This is a genomic window from Methylacidimicrobium sp. B4, assembly GCF_017310545.1.
Lineage (GTDB): Bacteria > Verrucomicrobiota > Verrucomicrobiia > Methylacidiphilales > Methylacidiphilaceae > Methylacidimicrobium.
On record NZ_CP066203.1, the window covers coordinates 533,431 to 547,326 of the forward strand.

Consider the following 13,896-nt stretch of genomic DNA (forward strand, 5'->3'; position numbering starts at 1 on the left):
CCCTTCGGCTATTCGCCGGCGGCGGGCACGACCTCCCGCCGCTTGGCCGGTTTGCCGTTCTCCCGCTCTTCCGCTCGCAGCGGCTCGAACACGCGGGTCACCTGGACGGCCGTAACCTTGTATTCCGGGCAGTTGGTCGCCCAGTCGGAGTTCTCGGTCGTCAGCACGTTCGTCCGGTTTTCCGGAAAGTGAAAGGTGGCGTAGACCGTTCCGGGCGCTACCCGTTCGCTCACCAAGCAGCGCATGACCGCACTCCCCTTCCGGCTCCGCAGCTCGGTCTTGTCTCCGTCCCGGATGCCGCGCTCCTCCGCGTCGCTCGGATGGATCTCGAGCAGATCCTCCTTGCTCCAGATCGTATTTGCAGTCCGGCGGGTCTGCGTGCCCACATTGTAGTGGAAGAGGATCCGACCCGTAGTCAGCAGTAGCGGAAACCGCTCCGATACCTTCTCCCGGGTCGGCACGTACCCTGTGAGCGCAAAGAATCCCTTGCCGCGGACGAATTCCCCGCGGTGCATGACCGGGGTCCCTTCCGGAGCCTTCTCGTTGCACGGCCATTGGATCGAGCCGAGCCGCGCAAGCTTCTCGAAGCTCACCCCGTGGAAGGTCGGAGTCAATCGGGCGACCTCGTCCATGATCTCGGAGGCATGGTGATAGTGCATCGGATACCCCATCGCCTGAGCGATTTCCTGCACCACCTCCCACTCCTGCTTTCCGCAGAGGGGGGGCATGACCTGGCGGACCAATTGGATTCGGCGCTCCGCATTGGTGAAGGTCCCGTCCTTTTCAAGGAAGGAGCAGCCCGGAAGGAAGACATGGGCATAGTGCGAGCTCTCGTTGAGGAAGATGTCATGGAGCACGACAAGCTCCATGTTCCGCAGCCCCGCGATGACGTGGGAGGCATCGGGATCGGATTGCACCAGATCCTCTCCGTGCATGTAGAGCCCCTTGAACTCTCCGATCGTTGCGGCCGAAAGCATGTTGGTGATCCGGAACCCGGGCTCGGGATCGATCTCAACGCCCCAGGCCTCCTCGAAGCTTCTCCGGGCCATCTCATCGGAGATATGCCGGTAGCCCGCCAGCTCGTGCGGGAAGGAGCCCATGTCGCAGGCGCCCTGCACATTGTTCTGCCCGCGCAGCGGGTTGACGCCCGCCCCATCCAGGCCGACGTTGCCGGTCACCATCGCCAGGTTGGCCAAGCACATCACTCCGGTCGAGCCTTGCGAATGCTCTGTCACCCCGAGGCCGTAGTAGATCGCTGCGGGATGGGTCGTTGCGTAGAGGCGGGCCGCCGCACGAATCGCGTCGGCCGGAACCCCCGTGACCGGCGCCATCGCCTCGGGCGAGTTTTCAGGGCGCAGGATCATCTCGCGCCACTTCGCGTAGGTTGTCAGGTCGCACCGGGCCTCGATATATTCGCGGTTCTCGAGCTTTTCCTCAAGGATCGCGTGGGCGATCGCGTTGAGCAGGGCGACGTTGGTGCCCGGCCGCAGCGGCAAATGAATGTCGGCCTCGATGTGCGGGGTGCGCACGAGATCGGTCCGGCGCGGATCGGCGACGATCAGCTTCGCCCCCGCGCGCAGCCGCTGCTTCATCCGCGAGCCGAATACCGGGTGTCCATCGGTTGGGTTCGCGCCGACGACAAAGATCAGGTTGGCCTGATCGACCGAATCGAACGGGTTGGTGCCGGCCGATTCCCCGAACGCCTTCCGCAGCCCATACCCAGTCGGAGAGTGGCAGACCCGGGCGCAGGTATCGATGTTGTTGTTGCGGAAGACCGCGCGCACCAGCTTCTGGACGATGTAGTCCTCCTCGTTGGTGCAGCGGGAGGAGCTCACCGCCCCGATCGAATTCCGACCATGTTTCTCCCGAATGCGGAGAAACTCGGAGGCCACATGCTCGATCGCCTCGGTCCAGCTCACTTCCTGCCAGGGATCCTCGATCCGCTTGCGGATCATGGGCTTGGTGGCCCGATCCCGCGAGGAGGCATACGACCAGGCGAAACGTCCCTTCACGCAGGAGTGGCCATGGTTCGAGAGGCTCTCCTTGTTGGGCGTCATCCGCACGACGGTCGTCCCCTTGGTCTCCGCGTGGAAGGAGCAGCCGACCCCGCAGTAGGCGCAGGTCGTATCGGTCGACTCACTCGGCAAGCCGAGATCGATCACCGCCTTCTCCATCAGCGCGGAAGTCGGGCAGGCATAGACGCAGGCGCCGCAGGAGACGCACTCCGAGCTCAAGAACTCGCCCGTGGGTCCCGGCTGGATCAGCGAATCGAAGCCTCGGCCCTCGACGGTCAGGGCGAAGGTCCCTTGAATCTCATCACAGGCCCGCACGCATCGGGAGCAGACGATGCACTTGGCGGGATCGAAGGTGAAATAGGGATTGCTCTTGTCCTTTGCGGCCTGCAGGTGGTTCTTCCCGGCATATCCGTAGCGCACCTCGCGCAGGCCCACATCGCCCGCCATGTCCTGGAGCTCGCAATCTCCGTCCGCGGGGCAGGTGAGGCAGTCGAGGGGATGATCGGAGATGTAGAGCTCCATCACCCCGCGCCGGAGTCCCGCCAGCCGCTCGGAGAAGGTCTTGACCTTCATTCCCGGGTCGACGGTGGTCGTGCAGGAGGCGGGAAAGCCCCTCTTCCCCTCGATTTCAACCAGGCAGAGCCGGCAGGAGCCAAAGGGTTCGAGGCTGTCGGTGGCACAAAGCTTGGGCACCCCCACTCCGGCGAGGGCCGCGGCACGCAAGACCGAGGTCCCCTCGGGGACGGAGACCTCTTTTCCGTCGATCCAAACCGTGATTTGCCGGGCCCCGTTTTTCATCGGGTGTTCCTGGGGATGACCGTGCCCGCATTCGCAGCCACGGCTCGGCGTTCCGAAATCTGCATGCCTCTCCGTCAACATATCGCTGTCCTCCGCTTGTCGGGCTCTCTCCCTCTTGTACACCCTCTGTACACCTTCTACACCTTTTGGAGCAACGGTTCCACTTCCTCTTTCGAATACCCGAAGTCCTCCGGGAAAAACCGCAGCCCGCTCAACACGGGAAAGGGGGTCATGCCGCCCAGCCCACAGAGTGAGGCGTTGACCATGACGTCGCAAAGATCGACCAGAAGCTCCGCGGCTCCCGGCCCCTTCTTTCCCGAAAGGATCTGGTCGAGCAGCTCCATGCCTCGGGTCGAGCCGATCCGGCAGGGAGTGCATTTCCCACACGACTCCCCCGCGCAGTACTCCATCGCGTACCGGGCCATCCGACCCAGGTTGACCGTGTCGTCGAAGGCGACGATCCCTCCATGGCCGACGATCCCCCGGACCTTGGTCAGCTCCTCGTAATCAAGGGTCACCGAGAAGAGCGAGGGCGGCAGGAAGGGTCCCAGCGGGCCGCCGATCTGAATCGTCTTGAGCGGGCGCCCGCTCGCCGTCCCCCCGCCATACTCGAAGAGCAGCTCTTCCAACGTAATCCCGAAAGGAACCTCGACGAGCCCTGGCCGCTTGAGGTTCCCGGAAAGCTGCACCGGGAGGGTACCCTTCGATCGTCCCACCCCAAGCTGCGCGTAGGCCTCCGCGCCATCGGCCAGGATGACCGGAACCGAGGCGAGCGTGATCACGTTATTGACCACGGTGGGTTTTTGCCAGAGGCCGCGTATGGCGGGCAGCGGCGGCCGCGGACGAACCATCCCCCGCTTTCCCTCGAGGCTTTCCAGCAGGGCGGTTTCCTCGCCGCAGACATAGGCGCCCGCCCCAATGTAGAGATTCAGCGCAAAGGATTTGCCACTTCCCAGGATGTCGTTCCCGAGCATGCCCGCGGCCCTCGCCTTCTCCAGCGCTTCCTCGAAGACCCGGCGAGCGAGCGGATATTCCGAGCGGAGATAGACGTAGCCCTCGGTGGCGCCGACGGCCAATCCCGCGATGATCATTCCCTCGATCAAAAGAAAGGGATCCCCCTCGATGACCATCCGGTCGGAGAAGGTGCCGGAGTCCCCCTCGTCGGCGTTGCAGACGACATACTTCCGGTCAGCCTCCGCCTGCAGGGTCGTCTTCCACTTGATTCCGGTGGGAAAGCCCGCTCCCCCGCGCCCGCGCAAGCCCGACTTGGTCACCTCCTCGACGATCTGCTGGGGAGAGAGAGTGAGCGCCCGGGTCAGCCCGGCGAGTCCGCCTTGTTGGCGATAGGCATCGAGCGAAAGAGGGTCGGTTCTTCCCATCCGGCGAAAGACGACCCGCTTCTGCCGGCGCAGATAGGGGATCTCTTCGGGGTCGCCCAGGCGTGCGGGATGCTCCTTTCCTTCGAGGAATCCTGCGGCGAAGAGGCCCTCGACCTCCTCTTCGGTGACCGGGCCGTAGCCGATCCTCTCTCCGTTCCGTTCCACCTCCACTAGCGGCTCCAGCCAGTAAAGTCCGCGCGATCCGTTCCGGACCAGATCGAGAGAGAGGCCCCGTCGCGCCGCCTCGCGCTCGATTGCGCGGGCGACCTCATCCGCGCCCATGGCGCACGCCGAATAATCCCGAGGAACGTAGACCTTCATTCGAGCGCCCCCATCCCGCGGAGAATCCGTTCCACCCGCTCGGCACTCATCCGGCCATAGAGCTTGCCATCAATCGCAATCGAGGGACCGCAGGCGCAATTGCCGAAGCAGTAGGTCGGCAGGAGCGTCACCTCGTCATCGGGGGTCGTCTCTCCGAAATCGATCCCCAGTCGCTCCCGGATGCGCTCGATGACGGTTGCCGATCCGTTGGCCTGACAGGCCTCGGCCCGGCAGACCGAAACGACATGCCGTCCCGCCGGCTCATGCCGAAAATCGTGGTAGAAGGTCAACACGCCGTAGACATCCGCCTGGGAAAGGTTGAACGCGCGCGCCACCTCCGGAAGGCACTCCTTGGGAACATAACCATACCGGTCCTGAATCGCATGAAAGGCGGGAATCAACCCGTTTGCCTGACGAGCAAACGTCTGCAGGATGCCCTCGAGCTCGTCCTTCCTTTCCCTCTTACCGTTTTCCATTCCGTCTCCCAGTGATCGGGGAATCCCCGAGCCCGCTTAAGGGCAAGCTCCAATCATCTCCATTACTACTATCATCCGGCGGGCCGCCGACAATGCAGAATTTGCGGTTTGGCAACTTTCTGGCTTGCTTGGGGAGCCGCGGCCCCGAAAAAAAAAGTCCTTGAGCCACGATCATGGGATCAGTAGCTTGCCTTGTGTTGCCGGGGGGTGCGTTTGAGAAAGTGCCTTCCCAACGAGGAGCGATAAATATCATGAAGTGGGTAAAACCGGAGTTTGAGGACATCAGCCTCTGCATGGAGGTTACCGCCTACGTCAACGTAGCGGGCAAATAACCCCTCGAACCTTTCAGGAACGGGGTGAGCCGGAGCGGCCCGCCCCGTTCCCTCCACTCGCTCTTTCCCAATTTTTGGCCGTCGATCGGGATTCCAGTCGCATGCGCCTGCTCGTCCTTGGTTCCGGAGCGGGGGGTGGGGTGCCGCAGTGGAACTGCCGGTGTCCGCAGTGCAGCCGGGCCCGGGAAGAGCGCGGCCTTCCTGGGTCGCAAAAGGTTTTCCGCCGGACCCAGGCTTCGATCGCGGTCGCGGAGGCCGGGGAGCGCTGGATCCTGGTCAATGCCTCTCCCGACCTCTGTTCCCAGTTTGCGCAAGCGAAGGAGCTCGCCCCTCCGGAAGGGTCGCTCCGGGGCTCGCCGCTGGCAGCCGTGGCGCTGACTGACGGGCAGCTCGACCACACGACGGGGCTCCTCTTCCTCCGGGAGGGAACGGAGATCCGCCTCGCCTGCACGGATCCTGTCTGGAAGAGCCTCAACTCCACCTTCCCGGTCGTCTCGGTCCTCCGCCATTTCCTTCCCGTCGAGCGGAGCTCCTACCCCGCCGAGTTTGGCGGCGTCCGGATCGAAGCTCTTCCCCTCTCCGGGGGACCGGCCCCCTACGAGGCACCGTCGGAAGAGAGGGGGCACGTCGTGGCACTCCGCCTCGTCGGGCAGAAGAGCGGGAGGCGGCTCGTCTATGCTCCCGGCCTTCCGGAAATTTCCGAGGCCTTCGTCGCCTTCGTCTCGGGGTGCGACGCGCTTTTCGTCGACGGGACTTTCTGGTCGGAGGAGGAGCTCACCCCGATGAGCGCAGAGCGCCAAAGGTCGATCCGGCAAAGCCACCTGCCCGTTTCCGGCTCCGAAGGCACCCTCGCCTGGCTTGCCCATCTGCCGGTACCGGAGAAGTTCTATATCCATGTCAACAACACCAACCCGATCCTCGATCCCGAGGCTCCCCAGGCAAAACAGGTAAGAGAAGCGGGGGTGCGAATTGCCTATGACGGGATGCTCCTCTCCCTCTATCCTTCCCATTCATGAGCCTGCCCTTCTATTTCCAGCTGGAAGCCGTACCCCCACTCTCCCCTAGCGATTTCGAGAAGCGGCTCCGGGCGATCGGAGAGAGCAGCTACCACGACAAGCACCCCTTCCATGTCCTGATGAACGAGGGGAAGTGCGACCCGGAGCAGATCCGAGGCTGGGTTGCCAACCGCTTCTATTACCAGGTCCAGATTCCGATCAAGGATGCGGCGATCCTCTCGATCTGCCCCGACCGGGAGCTGCGCCGGGAATGGATCTGCCGCATCCATGACCACGACGGGATCGGGGATGACCCCGGCGGGATCGAACGGTGGCTATTGCTCGGAGAGGCGGTCGGCCTCTCGCGGGCGGAGCTCCTGGAGCAGAAGCGTCTCCTTCCCGGGGTACGCTTCGCCGTCGACGCCTACGTCAACTTCTGTCGCAGCCACACCTGGATCGAGGCGATGGCCTCTTCCCTCACCGAGCTCTTTGCCCCGTCGATCCACCAGACCCGGATTGATGCCTTTCCGAAGTTCTACCCGTGGATCCGGGAGGAAGGGCTGCGTTACTTCCGGAAACGACTCACCCAGGCCCCGAAGGACGTAAGCTTCACCCTTCGGCTGGTCATCGACCGCTGCAAGACCCGGCCGGCGCAGGAAGCGGCCTTGGCTGCCCTCCGCTTCAAGTGCGAGCTGCTCTGGTCGATGCTCGACACCCTGTACATGGCCTATGTCCTCCGCATCCAGATGCCCCCCCCGGATGGACGCTGATCTCCGAGCGCCCCGCATCGCCTCCAAAGCCTCCCTGCGTTGGGACGCCGTTCGGCAAAAGCCGATCCTCCTCTATCCGGAAGGAGTGCTTATCCTCAACCCGTCGGCGGAGGCGATCCTTTCCCTCTGTGACGGCCGGCGGCCGGTATCGGAGATTGTCTCGGAGCTGGCGAGCCGCTACGGGGCGGATCCGGTTGCCCTCGAAACCGACGTGTGGAACTTTCTACAGGAACTGCTCGAGCGAGGGCTGCTGCTCTTCCTGGAGCCAAAGGAGGAATAGATGCCACCGACCCGCACGGCTTCGACCCGAGAGGAAACGGCTGCCGGAAAGAAGCCCGGGGCTTTGGACCTGGGCTTTCCTTTCTCCCTCCTCTGCGAGGTCACCTTTCGCTGTCCACTGCAATGTCCCTACTGCAGCAATCCGCTCGGCTTCGCCCACGCCTTGCACGACGAGCTCGGCACGGCGGAGTGGATCCGCGTGCTCAAAGAGGCCGCGGACCTCGGCGTGCTTCAGGCCCACTTCTCTGGTGGAGAGCCGCTCCTGCGCAAGGATCTGCCCGAGCTGATCGCCGCCGCTGATCGGTTCGGGCTCTATACGAACCTCAGCACGGGCGGCACCCTCCTCACTTCCGAACTCGCCCGCAGGTTCAAGGAAGCGGGGCTGGGGGGCTTTCAGCTGAGCATCCAGGACAGTCGCCCTGAGAGCGCCGAATGGATCGCGGGGATGCGGGGCAGCTTTGCCAAAAAGGGGGACGCCGCCCGGGTGGCGCGCGATGCCGGCTTGGCGCTGGGGATCAACGTAGTCCTCCACCGGCAGAACCTCGACCGCATCGAAGAGATCATCGCGCTGGCCGAATCCTGGGGCGCCGAACGGCTCGAGCTCGCCAACAGCCAATACAACGGCTGGGCGCTGCACAACCGGCGATGGCTCCTCCCGACACGTGCCCAAGTCGAACGCGCTTCCCAGGTCGCCTCGCTCGCCCAAGAACGGCTGCGCGGCAAGATGGAGATCCTCTTCGTCATTCCCGACTACTACGCCACCTATCCCAAGGCCTGCCTCCACGGCTGGGGACGGGCCTTCCTGACGGTCTCCGCGGACGGCCTGACCCTTCCCTGCCAGGCGGCCCGGGAGATTACCAGCCTTTCGTTCCCGAACGTCCGGGAAGAGAGCCTGCGGGAGATCTGGTTCCATTCCGCGGCCTTCCGCCGCTTTCGCGGGACGGGTTGGCTGCCCGAGCCTTGTCAGAGCTGCCCGCGAAAGGAGATCGACTTCGGTGGATGCCGCTGCCAGGCCTTCCTGCTGACGGGGGATGCTGGCGCCACTGACCCGGCATGCCTCCTCTCCCCCCACCACCACAAGATTGAAGAGGCGCTTGCGGAGGCAGAGACCAGAGAAACGGTCTCTTGGAGCTACCGCAATCCAACCGAATCGAGGCGGCTCTCCGGCGTCCCTGGCCACCCCTGCCCCTCGCCTCGGACGGAGCCGGAACGAACCCCTTAGCGGCTGTCGCTCCGCAGGACGAAGCCGTAGCCGCGCATCGTGTGGAGCAGCTTGACTGGACGACCGCGGTCGATCTTCTTGCGCAGGCTGGCCATGTGGACCCGCACCACGTTGCTGATCGTCCTGGCCCGCTCGGGCTGGCGCCAGACCTCCTGGGCCAGAGCCTCGAAGCTCACCGCCTTCCCTTGGTTTCGAAGCAGATACTCGAGGATCCCGAACTCCCGGGGAGTCAGGGAGATCTCCTGCCCCGCACGAAAGACCCTTCGGCCCGAGAGATCGATTTCCAGATCCTCCACCGCCCGGACCCAGGAGGTGGAGCCCGACCTTCGCCGCAGCAGCGCCTTGAGATGCGCGGAAAGCTCCGCCGGCGAGCAGGGCTTCTGTACGACATCGTCGACCCCCTTTTCGTAGGCCCGGATCCGCATCTGGGAATCCGCATCCTCGGCCAAGAGCAGAATCGGTGTCGACACATTGCGCCTGCGGAGCACCTCGATCACGTCGAGAACCGGCCGGCCCGGAATCTCCGAATCGAGCAGCGCGACCGCGAACTCGCCGAAATTGAGCTCGAGAAACGCTTCGTCGGAGGTCCTGGCCCGGCTCCAGCCGAGCCCCTTGCTCTGCAACTCCGCCTCCATGGTCGCCGCAAGCTTCTCGTCGGGCTCGCCCAGAAGAACCCGCACGTTCTCCTCGTCCGGAGTCCTACGCCGGTCTCCCCTCATGAGCCCCGTCCCCCTTTCAGAGACGCGCCGCGCGATGCCAACGACTTCCATTGCAGAGGCAAACCGATACCCTACTCTTTCCCGGGCGATTCCTTGGGACCGCTTTCGGAAGCTGCCGTCTTCTGCTGCTTTGCCTCCGACTTGCCGGCCTCTTTCTTGGCCAGCTCGTCCCGCGTATAGGCGTGGCCGGCAGGACCCACCGTGAGCCTCGGCCCGTTGGTCGACTCGAGCACTCGGGCCCGACTCGGGGCCGCGACAAGCCCGACAAAGCAAAACACGCCAAAGACAAGAAGCCACCCGCGCTGCAATCGCTTATCCCCAAGCTTCATAGCCATCCCTCCCGTTTCTTTATCTTAACGTTAATGTACAAGTGCCCTTGCCCGACGAATCGGTCAAGTTTTTCTTGCAAAGCGAGCCCCGTGCCAACTTTTGCACCATTTTCGCCGCGCCGCCAGCCCGGCGGACGTCCGGGTGAGCCGGCCACGGGCTTCTCAGAAGACGGATCGAGATCGCGGAAGCGATCGACAGGAATCGACCGCGCCCTCAACCGAACTTGAAGAGGACGCCGAAGCCGCCTCGGGGATATTCCCAGTCGACGTTGCGGAATTCGCTGCAGATGATCCGACAGGTGCCGCATTCGAGACAACCGTCGGTCAGAAGCGTGATCCTGCCTTCGGATCCGAGGGTATAGCAGCCCGCGGGGCAGCAGGCGGCACACGACTTTTCGGAGCAGCGGGACTGGCAGACTTCGGGGTTGCGAATGCGGATATGGGGACGCCCCGCGTCGAGACGATACCGGTTTTGATAGAGCTTCTCTTCCACCTCGTTCATCGGAATGCCCTCCAGAGCTTCACCGCATCAGAAACGAGCCCGCCATAGGAACGGTGCTTCCGAAAGCTTCGGGTCACTTCCTTCTCCTTGGAGCGCTTGTCGACCCCGTCGACGCGAAGAAGGGTCTCCGCCGCTCGATTGACGAGCTCGGGGTAGGTCGTGAGGAAATGGCGGTTCTGATCGAGCACCTCATGGACGTGCTGGTACTTCCGCAGGTCTTTCATCACGAAGCTCGATTCGAGCCGCTGCCGGTAACGGCGCAAATTGCGTTCAGTCAAGGGCTCCCGGGCTTGCCGAAGCTCGATGACGGTCTCCGCGGCCATCCGCCCGGTCTCCATCGCCAAGTTGGAGCCCTCCCGGTGGACCGAGTTGACAAACATGCCGGCGTCTCCCACGATGAGCCATCCATCGCCGGAGAGCTTCGGGATCGCCTTATAACCTCCTTCCGGGATGAGGTGCGCCGTGTATTCCTTCATCTCTCCGTCGCGCAAGAGCGGTCGCAGAGCCGGGTGCTCCTTGAGATGCTCGAGCAGGACGTAGGGCGGGATCTTCTCCCGCCGGAAGTCCGAAAGGAGACAGCCAATCCCGACCGCAAGCGACTCCTTGTTGGTGTAGAGAAAGGCCGTTCCCACCATGCCCCGGGTGATCTTCCCGACCATCTCGATCGCCACCCCCTCGTCCTCCCCGATCCCGAACCGCTCCTCCAGAGCATCCTGGGGATAGAACAAGACCTCCTTCACCCCCAGCGCGACCTCCCCCGCCCCGAGCTCTGGCCGAATCCCGGCTTTCCGGGCCAACAGGGAGTTCACACCGTCAGCCAGGATCACGACATCGGCATACACGTCGCCATCCTCCCGGTCGGTCCGGACCCCCACGACCCGTCTCCCTTCGCGAAGCAGATCGAGGACCGTCGTTTCGCAGAGCAAGAGCACACCCTCTTCCTGAGCCTTCTTGGCAAACCACTTGTCGAACTGCGCCCGAAGGATCGTGTACCGGTCCGGCTGCGCGTCCTTCGTGGCAGGCGAGCGGAAGGTGCTGCCGAGGTAGGAACGATCGTCGAGAATCCAGAGCCGCTGCTCCACCAGATGGCGCTCCAGAGGTGCCTCTTCTCGAAAATTCGGGATCAGCTTCTGGAGTGAATCCGCGTAGAGGATCGCTCCCTGCACATTCTTCGATCCCGGGTACTCCCCGCGCTCGATTTGGAGGACCTTCCATCCTCCCCTGGCCAGGGTGAGAGCCGCGGCGGTCCCCGCAGGTCCCGCTCCGACGACGATCGCATCAAACCGTTCTTTCATAAGGATGCAGACGCTCCGGTCGGAATCGTCGTCCCCGCCGCCGCCTCTCCGCGCAGCGTGCGCGTCAGAAGAGGAAGGAGAGCGATTGCGTCTCCGACGATCCCGTAATGGGCTACTTCGAAAATGGGGGCGTTGGGATCGGTGTTGATCGCTACGATCAGGTCCGAGCTGTCCATGCCGACCCGATGCTGGATCGCTCCGGAAATTCCCGCAGCGATATAGAGCTTGGGTCGGACCGTCTTGCCGGTCTGGCCGATCTGCCTGTGCGGATCGACCCATCCCGCTTGCACGGCCGCCCGGGTGGCTCCCACCTCTCCGCCCAAGGCTCGAGCCAGCTCCTCGAGCAGGGCGAAGTTGCCCGCCTTCTGCAGCCCCTTACCTCCGGCCACGATCACCTCGGCGAGGGCGAGATCGACCTGATCACCTCCGGCGTGAGGAAGATAGTCCACCAACTTGGTCAGGATCTCCTCCTCACAAAGATCGATCTTTTCCTTCCGGATCTCCCCGCTCCTCCGTCCATCCTTCGCCGGCAGAGGAAGCACCCGCGGCCGCACCGTCGCCATCTGCGGCCGATAGTTGAGAGTGAGAATCGTGCAGAGGAGGTTGCCCCCGAAGGTAGGCCGTGTCGCCGCCAGAGCGCGGCTCTCCCGATCGATGGCCAGCTCCGTGCAATCGGCGGTGAGCCCCGTCTCGAGCGCTGTTGCGACGCTGCTCGCCAGATCCCGCCCAAGGGAGGTCGCCCCGAGCAGCAAGATTTCCGGCTTATGGTTTTTGACCAGCTCGCAGAGCACCCGCGTGTAGGGCTCGTTCCTGTACCCCGCAAGCACGGGATGGGCGACCGCAAAGATCTGATCGGCGCCGTAGGCGATCGCATCCCGCGAGTCGGCGTCGAGCGCCTCGGAAGGAGCCCCTGCCACTACCGCCCCCACCCCGGTACCGAGCTGATCGGCTAGCCGCCGGGCCGCGCCCAGAAGCTCCCAGGAGACCGGATGGACTCCCCGGGCATCGCGCTCGACGAAGACCCAGACACCACGATACTGCGCCAGCCGCGGGTCGAGCGTCACCTTCCTCCGGGCGGCTCCCTTCTTCTCCGCGGGCTTGCCCTCGGCTTCGCTCATTCGGAATCTCCCTCCTCGCGCTTCCCTTCGCTCCCGCCGCCAGAACATTTCGCCGCCAGCTCCGGCTGACGGGAGATCACCTTCGCCCAGAGCTCCGCCACCGCCTTCTCGGGCTCCTCGAGATCCCACTCGATGCATTCCGCCCGTTCCGCCCGTCGGGACGGGGCAAAGACCTTTCCGACCACCGTAGGAGATCCCTTGAGCCCGATCTTGCTCACATCCTCGATGCCCGCCGCCTTGCGGTCCCAGACCCGGATCGGTTGTCGGGCCGCCCGGATCATCTCGGGCAGCGATGCGAAACGGCCTTCGTTTGTTCCCTCCAAGACGGTGATCAGGCAGGGCAGCCGGCTGCTCAGCACCTGCACCCCTTTTTCGGTCCAGCGGTGCACAACGATGCTCCGGCTATTCATGTCGAGGACGGGAATCCGGCAGACATAGCTTAGCAGCTGCACGCCCAGCCTCTTCGCAACACCGGGTCCGACTTGGCCGGTATCCCCGTCAATCGTCTGCTTGCCGGTGAAGACCAGATCAACCGCCCGTTCCTGCGAGAGCCGCGCGATCGCTCGGGCCAGCGCAAAGGAGGTGGCCAGCGTATCCGAGCCGGCGAACGCGCGATCGGAGACCAGCACAGCCTCGTCCGCGCCCAACGAGAGGGCTTTGCGCAGCACCGCTTCCGCCTGCGACGGCCCCATGCAGAGGGCGACGATCCAGCCGCCTAGCCGATCCTTGATCTGGAGCGCCTCTTCCAAAGCAAAGAGATCATAGGGATTGAGCACGGCCGGAACCCCCTGGCGCATGATCGTCCCGGTCACCGGATGGACCCGAATCTGAGCGCTGTCCGGCACCTGCTTGACGCAGACCACGATGTTGGGGGCTTTCATGCTCCGTCCCCTCCCGAAGGAAGCTTGCTTCCCGGCGTCACCGGCGTCTCCCTTGGCATTCGCTTCCCGCGCAGCGAAGAGCGTAAATCCTCTACGGCGACCGTCGCAGAGAGGGGCTTCTTTTCCGGCGCCGGACGATGAAAGACCGGGAAGACCTTTTCCTGGAGAGCCGACGAGCGGACGAAGTCCTGGTAGGCTGCTTCGAGAAGGCCCCGGTAGAAGAGACGGAGCTCCTCGTCGGTTCGGGTCTTCGGAGCGTTCGCTGAGAGCAGATACTTCTGAAAGCGCTTGAGAATGTGGAGCCGGTTGACGCGAACGACCTGGGGATCGTAAGGCACCTCGAGATAGTCGAGAAACTCCTCCGCGGCCGAAAGGCGGCTCAAGTCGGCTAGAATGGGATCAATCATCCAGGTCCTCTTAGGGACGAAGCAGCAGGTGGCATGCCAACCTTTCTCTTTTTTCGAG

Annotated in this window: 15 protein-coding genes; 5 read left to right on the plus strand and 10 right to left on the minus strand. The window is 63.9% G+C overall.

What is annotated here, in order from left to right; translation table 11 throughout:
* Positions 1-8: 8 nt before the first annotated feature.
* From fdhF to MacB4_RS02655, 3 genes are read right to left on the minus strand one after another with little or no spacing between them, the layout of a single operon-like run.
* Complete coding sequence (gene fdhF, locus MacB4_RS02645; protein ID WP_206864326.1) at positions 9-2,894, minus strand: formate dehydrogenase subunit alpha; 2,886 nt, start codon at positions 2,892-2,894, stop codon at positions 9-11.
* A 56-nt stretch (positions 2,895-2,950) separates the two neighbouring features.
* Entirely contained in the window at positions 2,951-4,513 is a 1,563-nt protein-coding gene (locus MacB4_RS02650; protein WP_206864327.1) for an NADH-quinone oxidoreductase subunit NuoF, read from the minus strand.
* Positions 4,510-4,989, minus strand: coding sequence for a formate dehydrogenase subunit gamma (locus MacB4_RS02655; RefSeq protein ID WP_206864328.1), 480 nt, complete (start codon positions 4,987-4,989; stop codon positions 4,510-4,512). Before MacB4_RS02655 ends, MacB4_RS02650 begins: the two co-directional genes overlap by 4 nt.
* 173 nt (positions 4,990-5,162) lie before the next feature.
* Between MacB4_RS02655 and pqqA the strand changes: the two genes are divergently transcribed.
* The 5 genes from pqqA (at position 5,163) to pqqE (ending at position 8,587) form a co-directional block, all read left to right on the plus strand.
* A complete protein-coding gene (pqqA, locus tag MacB4_RS02660) occupies positions 5,163-5,321 on the plus strand; it encodes a pyrroloquinoline quinone precursor peptide PqqA (RefSeq protein WP_206864329.1) in 159 nt (52 codons plus the stop codon).
* A 101-nt stretch (positions 5,322-5,422) separates the two neighbouring features.
* Positions 5,423-6,337 carry a pyrroloquinoline quinone biosynthesis protein PqqB gene (locus MacB4_RS02665; protein WP_206864330.1) on the plus strand — a complete coding sequence of 305 codons (915 nt, stop codon included), beginning with the start codon at positions 5,423-5,425 and terminating at the stop codon, positions 6,335-6,337.
* A complete protein-coding gene (pqqC, locus tag MacB4_RS02670) occupies positions 6,334-7,086 on the plus strand; it encodes a pyrroloquinoline-quinone synthase PqqC (RefSeq protein ID WP_206864331.1) in 753 nt (250 codons plus the stop codon). Before MacB4_RS02665 ends, pqqC begins: the two co-directional genes overlap by 4 nt.
* Positions 7,076-7,366, plus strand: coding sequence for a pyrroloquinoline quinone biosynthesis peptide chaperone PqqD (gene pqqD, locus MacB4_RS02675; RefSeq protein WP_206864332.1), 291 nt, complete (start codon positions 7,076-7,078; stop codon positions 7,364-7,366). The genes pqqC and pqqD overlap by 11 nt, the downstream gene beginning before the upstream one ends.
* On the plus strand, positions 7,367-8,587 hold the full coding sequence (gene pqqE / locus MacB4_RS02680; protein WP_206864333.1) for a pyrroloquinoline quinone biosynthesis protein PqqE: 1,221 nt from the start codon (positions 7,367-7,369) through the stop codon (positions 8,585-8,587).
* Here the strand turns inward: pqqE and MacB4_RS02685 are convergent.
* The 7 genes from MacB4_RS02685 to nifW form a co-directional block, all read right to left on the minus strand.
* Positions 8,584-9,357 (minus strand): response regulator transcription factor, encoded by a 774-nt coding sequence (locus tag MacB4_RS02685; RefSeq protein WP_206864334.1) that lies wholly within the window; start codon positions 9,355-9,357, stop codon positions 8,584-8,586. The two genes, pqqE and MacB4_RS02685, sit on opposite strands and share 4 nt — an antisense overlap.
* 20 nt (positions 9,358-9,377) lie before the next feature.
* The gene (locus MacB4_RS02690; protein WP_206864335.1) at positions 9,378-9,641 is read right to left on the minus strand and encodes a hypothetical protein; all 264 of its coding nucleotides are present in this window, start codon (positions 9,639-9,641) and stop codon (positions 9,378-9,380) included.
* 208 nt (positions 9,642-9,849) lie between these two features.
* Positions 9,850-10,137: a ferredoxin family protein gene (locus tag MacB4_RS02695; protein ID WP_206864336.1), complete on the minus strand. Its 288-nt coding sequence runs from the start codon at positions 10,135-10,137 to the stop codon at positions 9,850-9,852.
* The gene (locus MacB4_RS02700) at positions 10,134-11,432 is read right to left on the minus strand and encodes an FAD-dependent oxidoreductase (protein WP_206864337.1); all 1,299 of its coding nucleotides are present in this window, start codon (positions 11,430-11,432) and stop codon (positions 10,134-10,136) included. The genes MacB4_RS02695 and MacB4_RS02700 overlap by 4 nt, the downstream gene beginning before the upstream one ends.
* Positions 11,429-12,550 (minus strand): electron transfer flavoprotein subunit alpha/FixB family protein, encoded by a 1,122-nt coding sequence (locus MacB4_RS02705; protein ID WP_206864338.1) that lies wholly within the window; start codon positions 12,548-12,550, stop codon positions 11,429-11,431. The genes MacB4_RS02700 and MacB4_RS02705 overlap by 4 nt, the downstream gene beginning before the upstream one ends.
* Positions 12,547-13,431: an electron transfer flavoprotein subunit beta/FixA family protein gene (locus MacB4_RS02710; protein ID WP_206864339.1), complete on the minus strand. Its 885-nt coding sequence runs from the start codon at positions 13,429-13,431 to the stop codon at positions 12,547-12,549. The genes MacB4_RS02705 and MacB4_RS02710 overlap by 4 nt, the downstream gene beginning before the upstream one ends.
* Positions 13,428-13,838 carry a nitrogenase-stabilizing/protective protein NifW gene (gene nifW, locus MacB4_RS02715; protein WP_206864340.1) on the minus strand — a complete coding sequence of 137 codons (411 nt, stop codon included), beginning with the start codon at positions 13,836-13,838 and terminating at the stop codon, positions 13,428-13,430. Before nifW ends, MacB4_RS02710 begins: the two co-directional genes overlap by 4 nt.
* Positions 13,839-13,896 lie beyond the last annotated feature (58 nt).

Coding starts and splice junctions, on each gene's coding strand:
- fdhF (WP_206864326.1), bottom strand. CDS start 2,894: ATGTTGACGGAGAGGCATGCAGATTTCGGAACGCCGAGCCGTGGCTGC.
- MacB4_RS02650 (WP_206864327.1), bottom strand. CDS start 4,513: ATGAAGGTCTACGTTCCTCGGGATTATTCGGCGTGCGCCATGGGCGCG.
- MacB4_RS02655 (WP_206864328.1), bottom strand. CDS start 4,989: ATGGAAAACGGTAAGAGGGAAAGGAAGGACGAGCTCGAGGGCATCCTG.
- pqqA (WP_206864329.1), top strand. CDS start 5,163: ATGGGATCAGTAGCTTGCCTTGTGTTGCCGGGGGGTGCGTTTGAGAAA.
- MacB4_RS02665 (WP_206864330.1), top strand. CDS start 5,423: ATGCGCCTGCTCGTCCTTGGTTCCGGAGCGGGGGGTGGGGTGCCGCAG.
- pqqC (WP_206864331.1), top strand. CDS start 6,334: ATGAGCCTGCCCTTCTATTTCCAGCTGGAAGCCGTACCCCCACTCTCC.
- pqqD (WP_206864332.1), top strand. CDS start 7,076: ATGGACGCTGATCTCCGAGCGCCCCGCATCGCCTCCAAAGCCTCCCTG.
- pqqE (WP_206864333.1), top strand. CDS start 7,367: ATGCCACCGACCCGCACGGCTTCGACCCGAGAGGAAACGGCTGCCGGA.
- MacB4_RS02685 (WP_206864334.1), bottom strand. CDS start 9,357: ATGGAAGTCGTTGGCATCGCGCGGCGCGTCTCTGAAAGGGGGACGGGG.
- MacB4_RS02690 (WP_206864335.1), bottom strand. CDS start 9,641: ATGGCTATGAAGCTTGGGGATAAGCGATTGCAGCGCGGGTGGCTTCTT.
- MacB4_RS02695 (WP_206864336.1), bottom strand. CDS start 10,137: ATGAACGAGGTGGAAGAGAAGCTCTATCAAAACCGGTATCGTCTCGAC.
- MacB4_RS02700 (WP_206864337.1), bottom strand. CDS start 11,432: ATGAAAGAACGGTTTGATGCGATCGTCGTCGGAGCGGGACCTGCGGGG.
- MacB4_RS02705 (WP_206864338.1), bottom strand. CDS start 12,550: ATGAGCGAAGCCGAGGGCAAGCCCGCGGAGAAGAAGGGAGCCGCCCGG.
- MacB4_RS02710 (WP_206864339.1), bottom strand. CDS start 13,431: ATGAAAGCCCCCAACATCGTGGTCTGCGTCAAGCAGGTGCCGGACAGC.
- nifW (WP_206864340.1), bottom strand. CDS start 13,838: ATGATTGATCCCATTCTAGCCGACTTGAGCCGCCTTTCGGCCGCGGAG.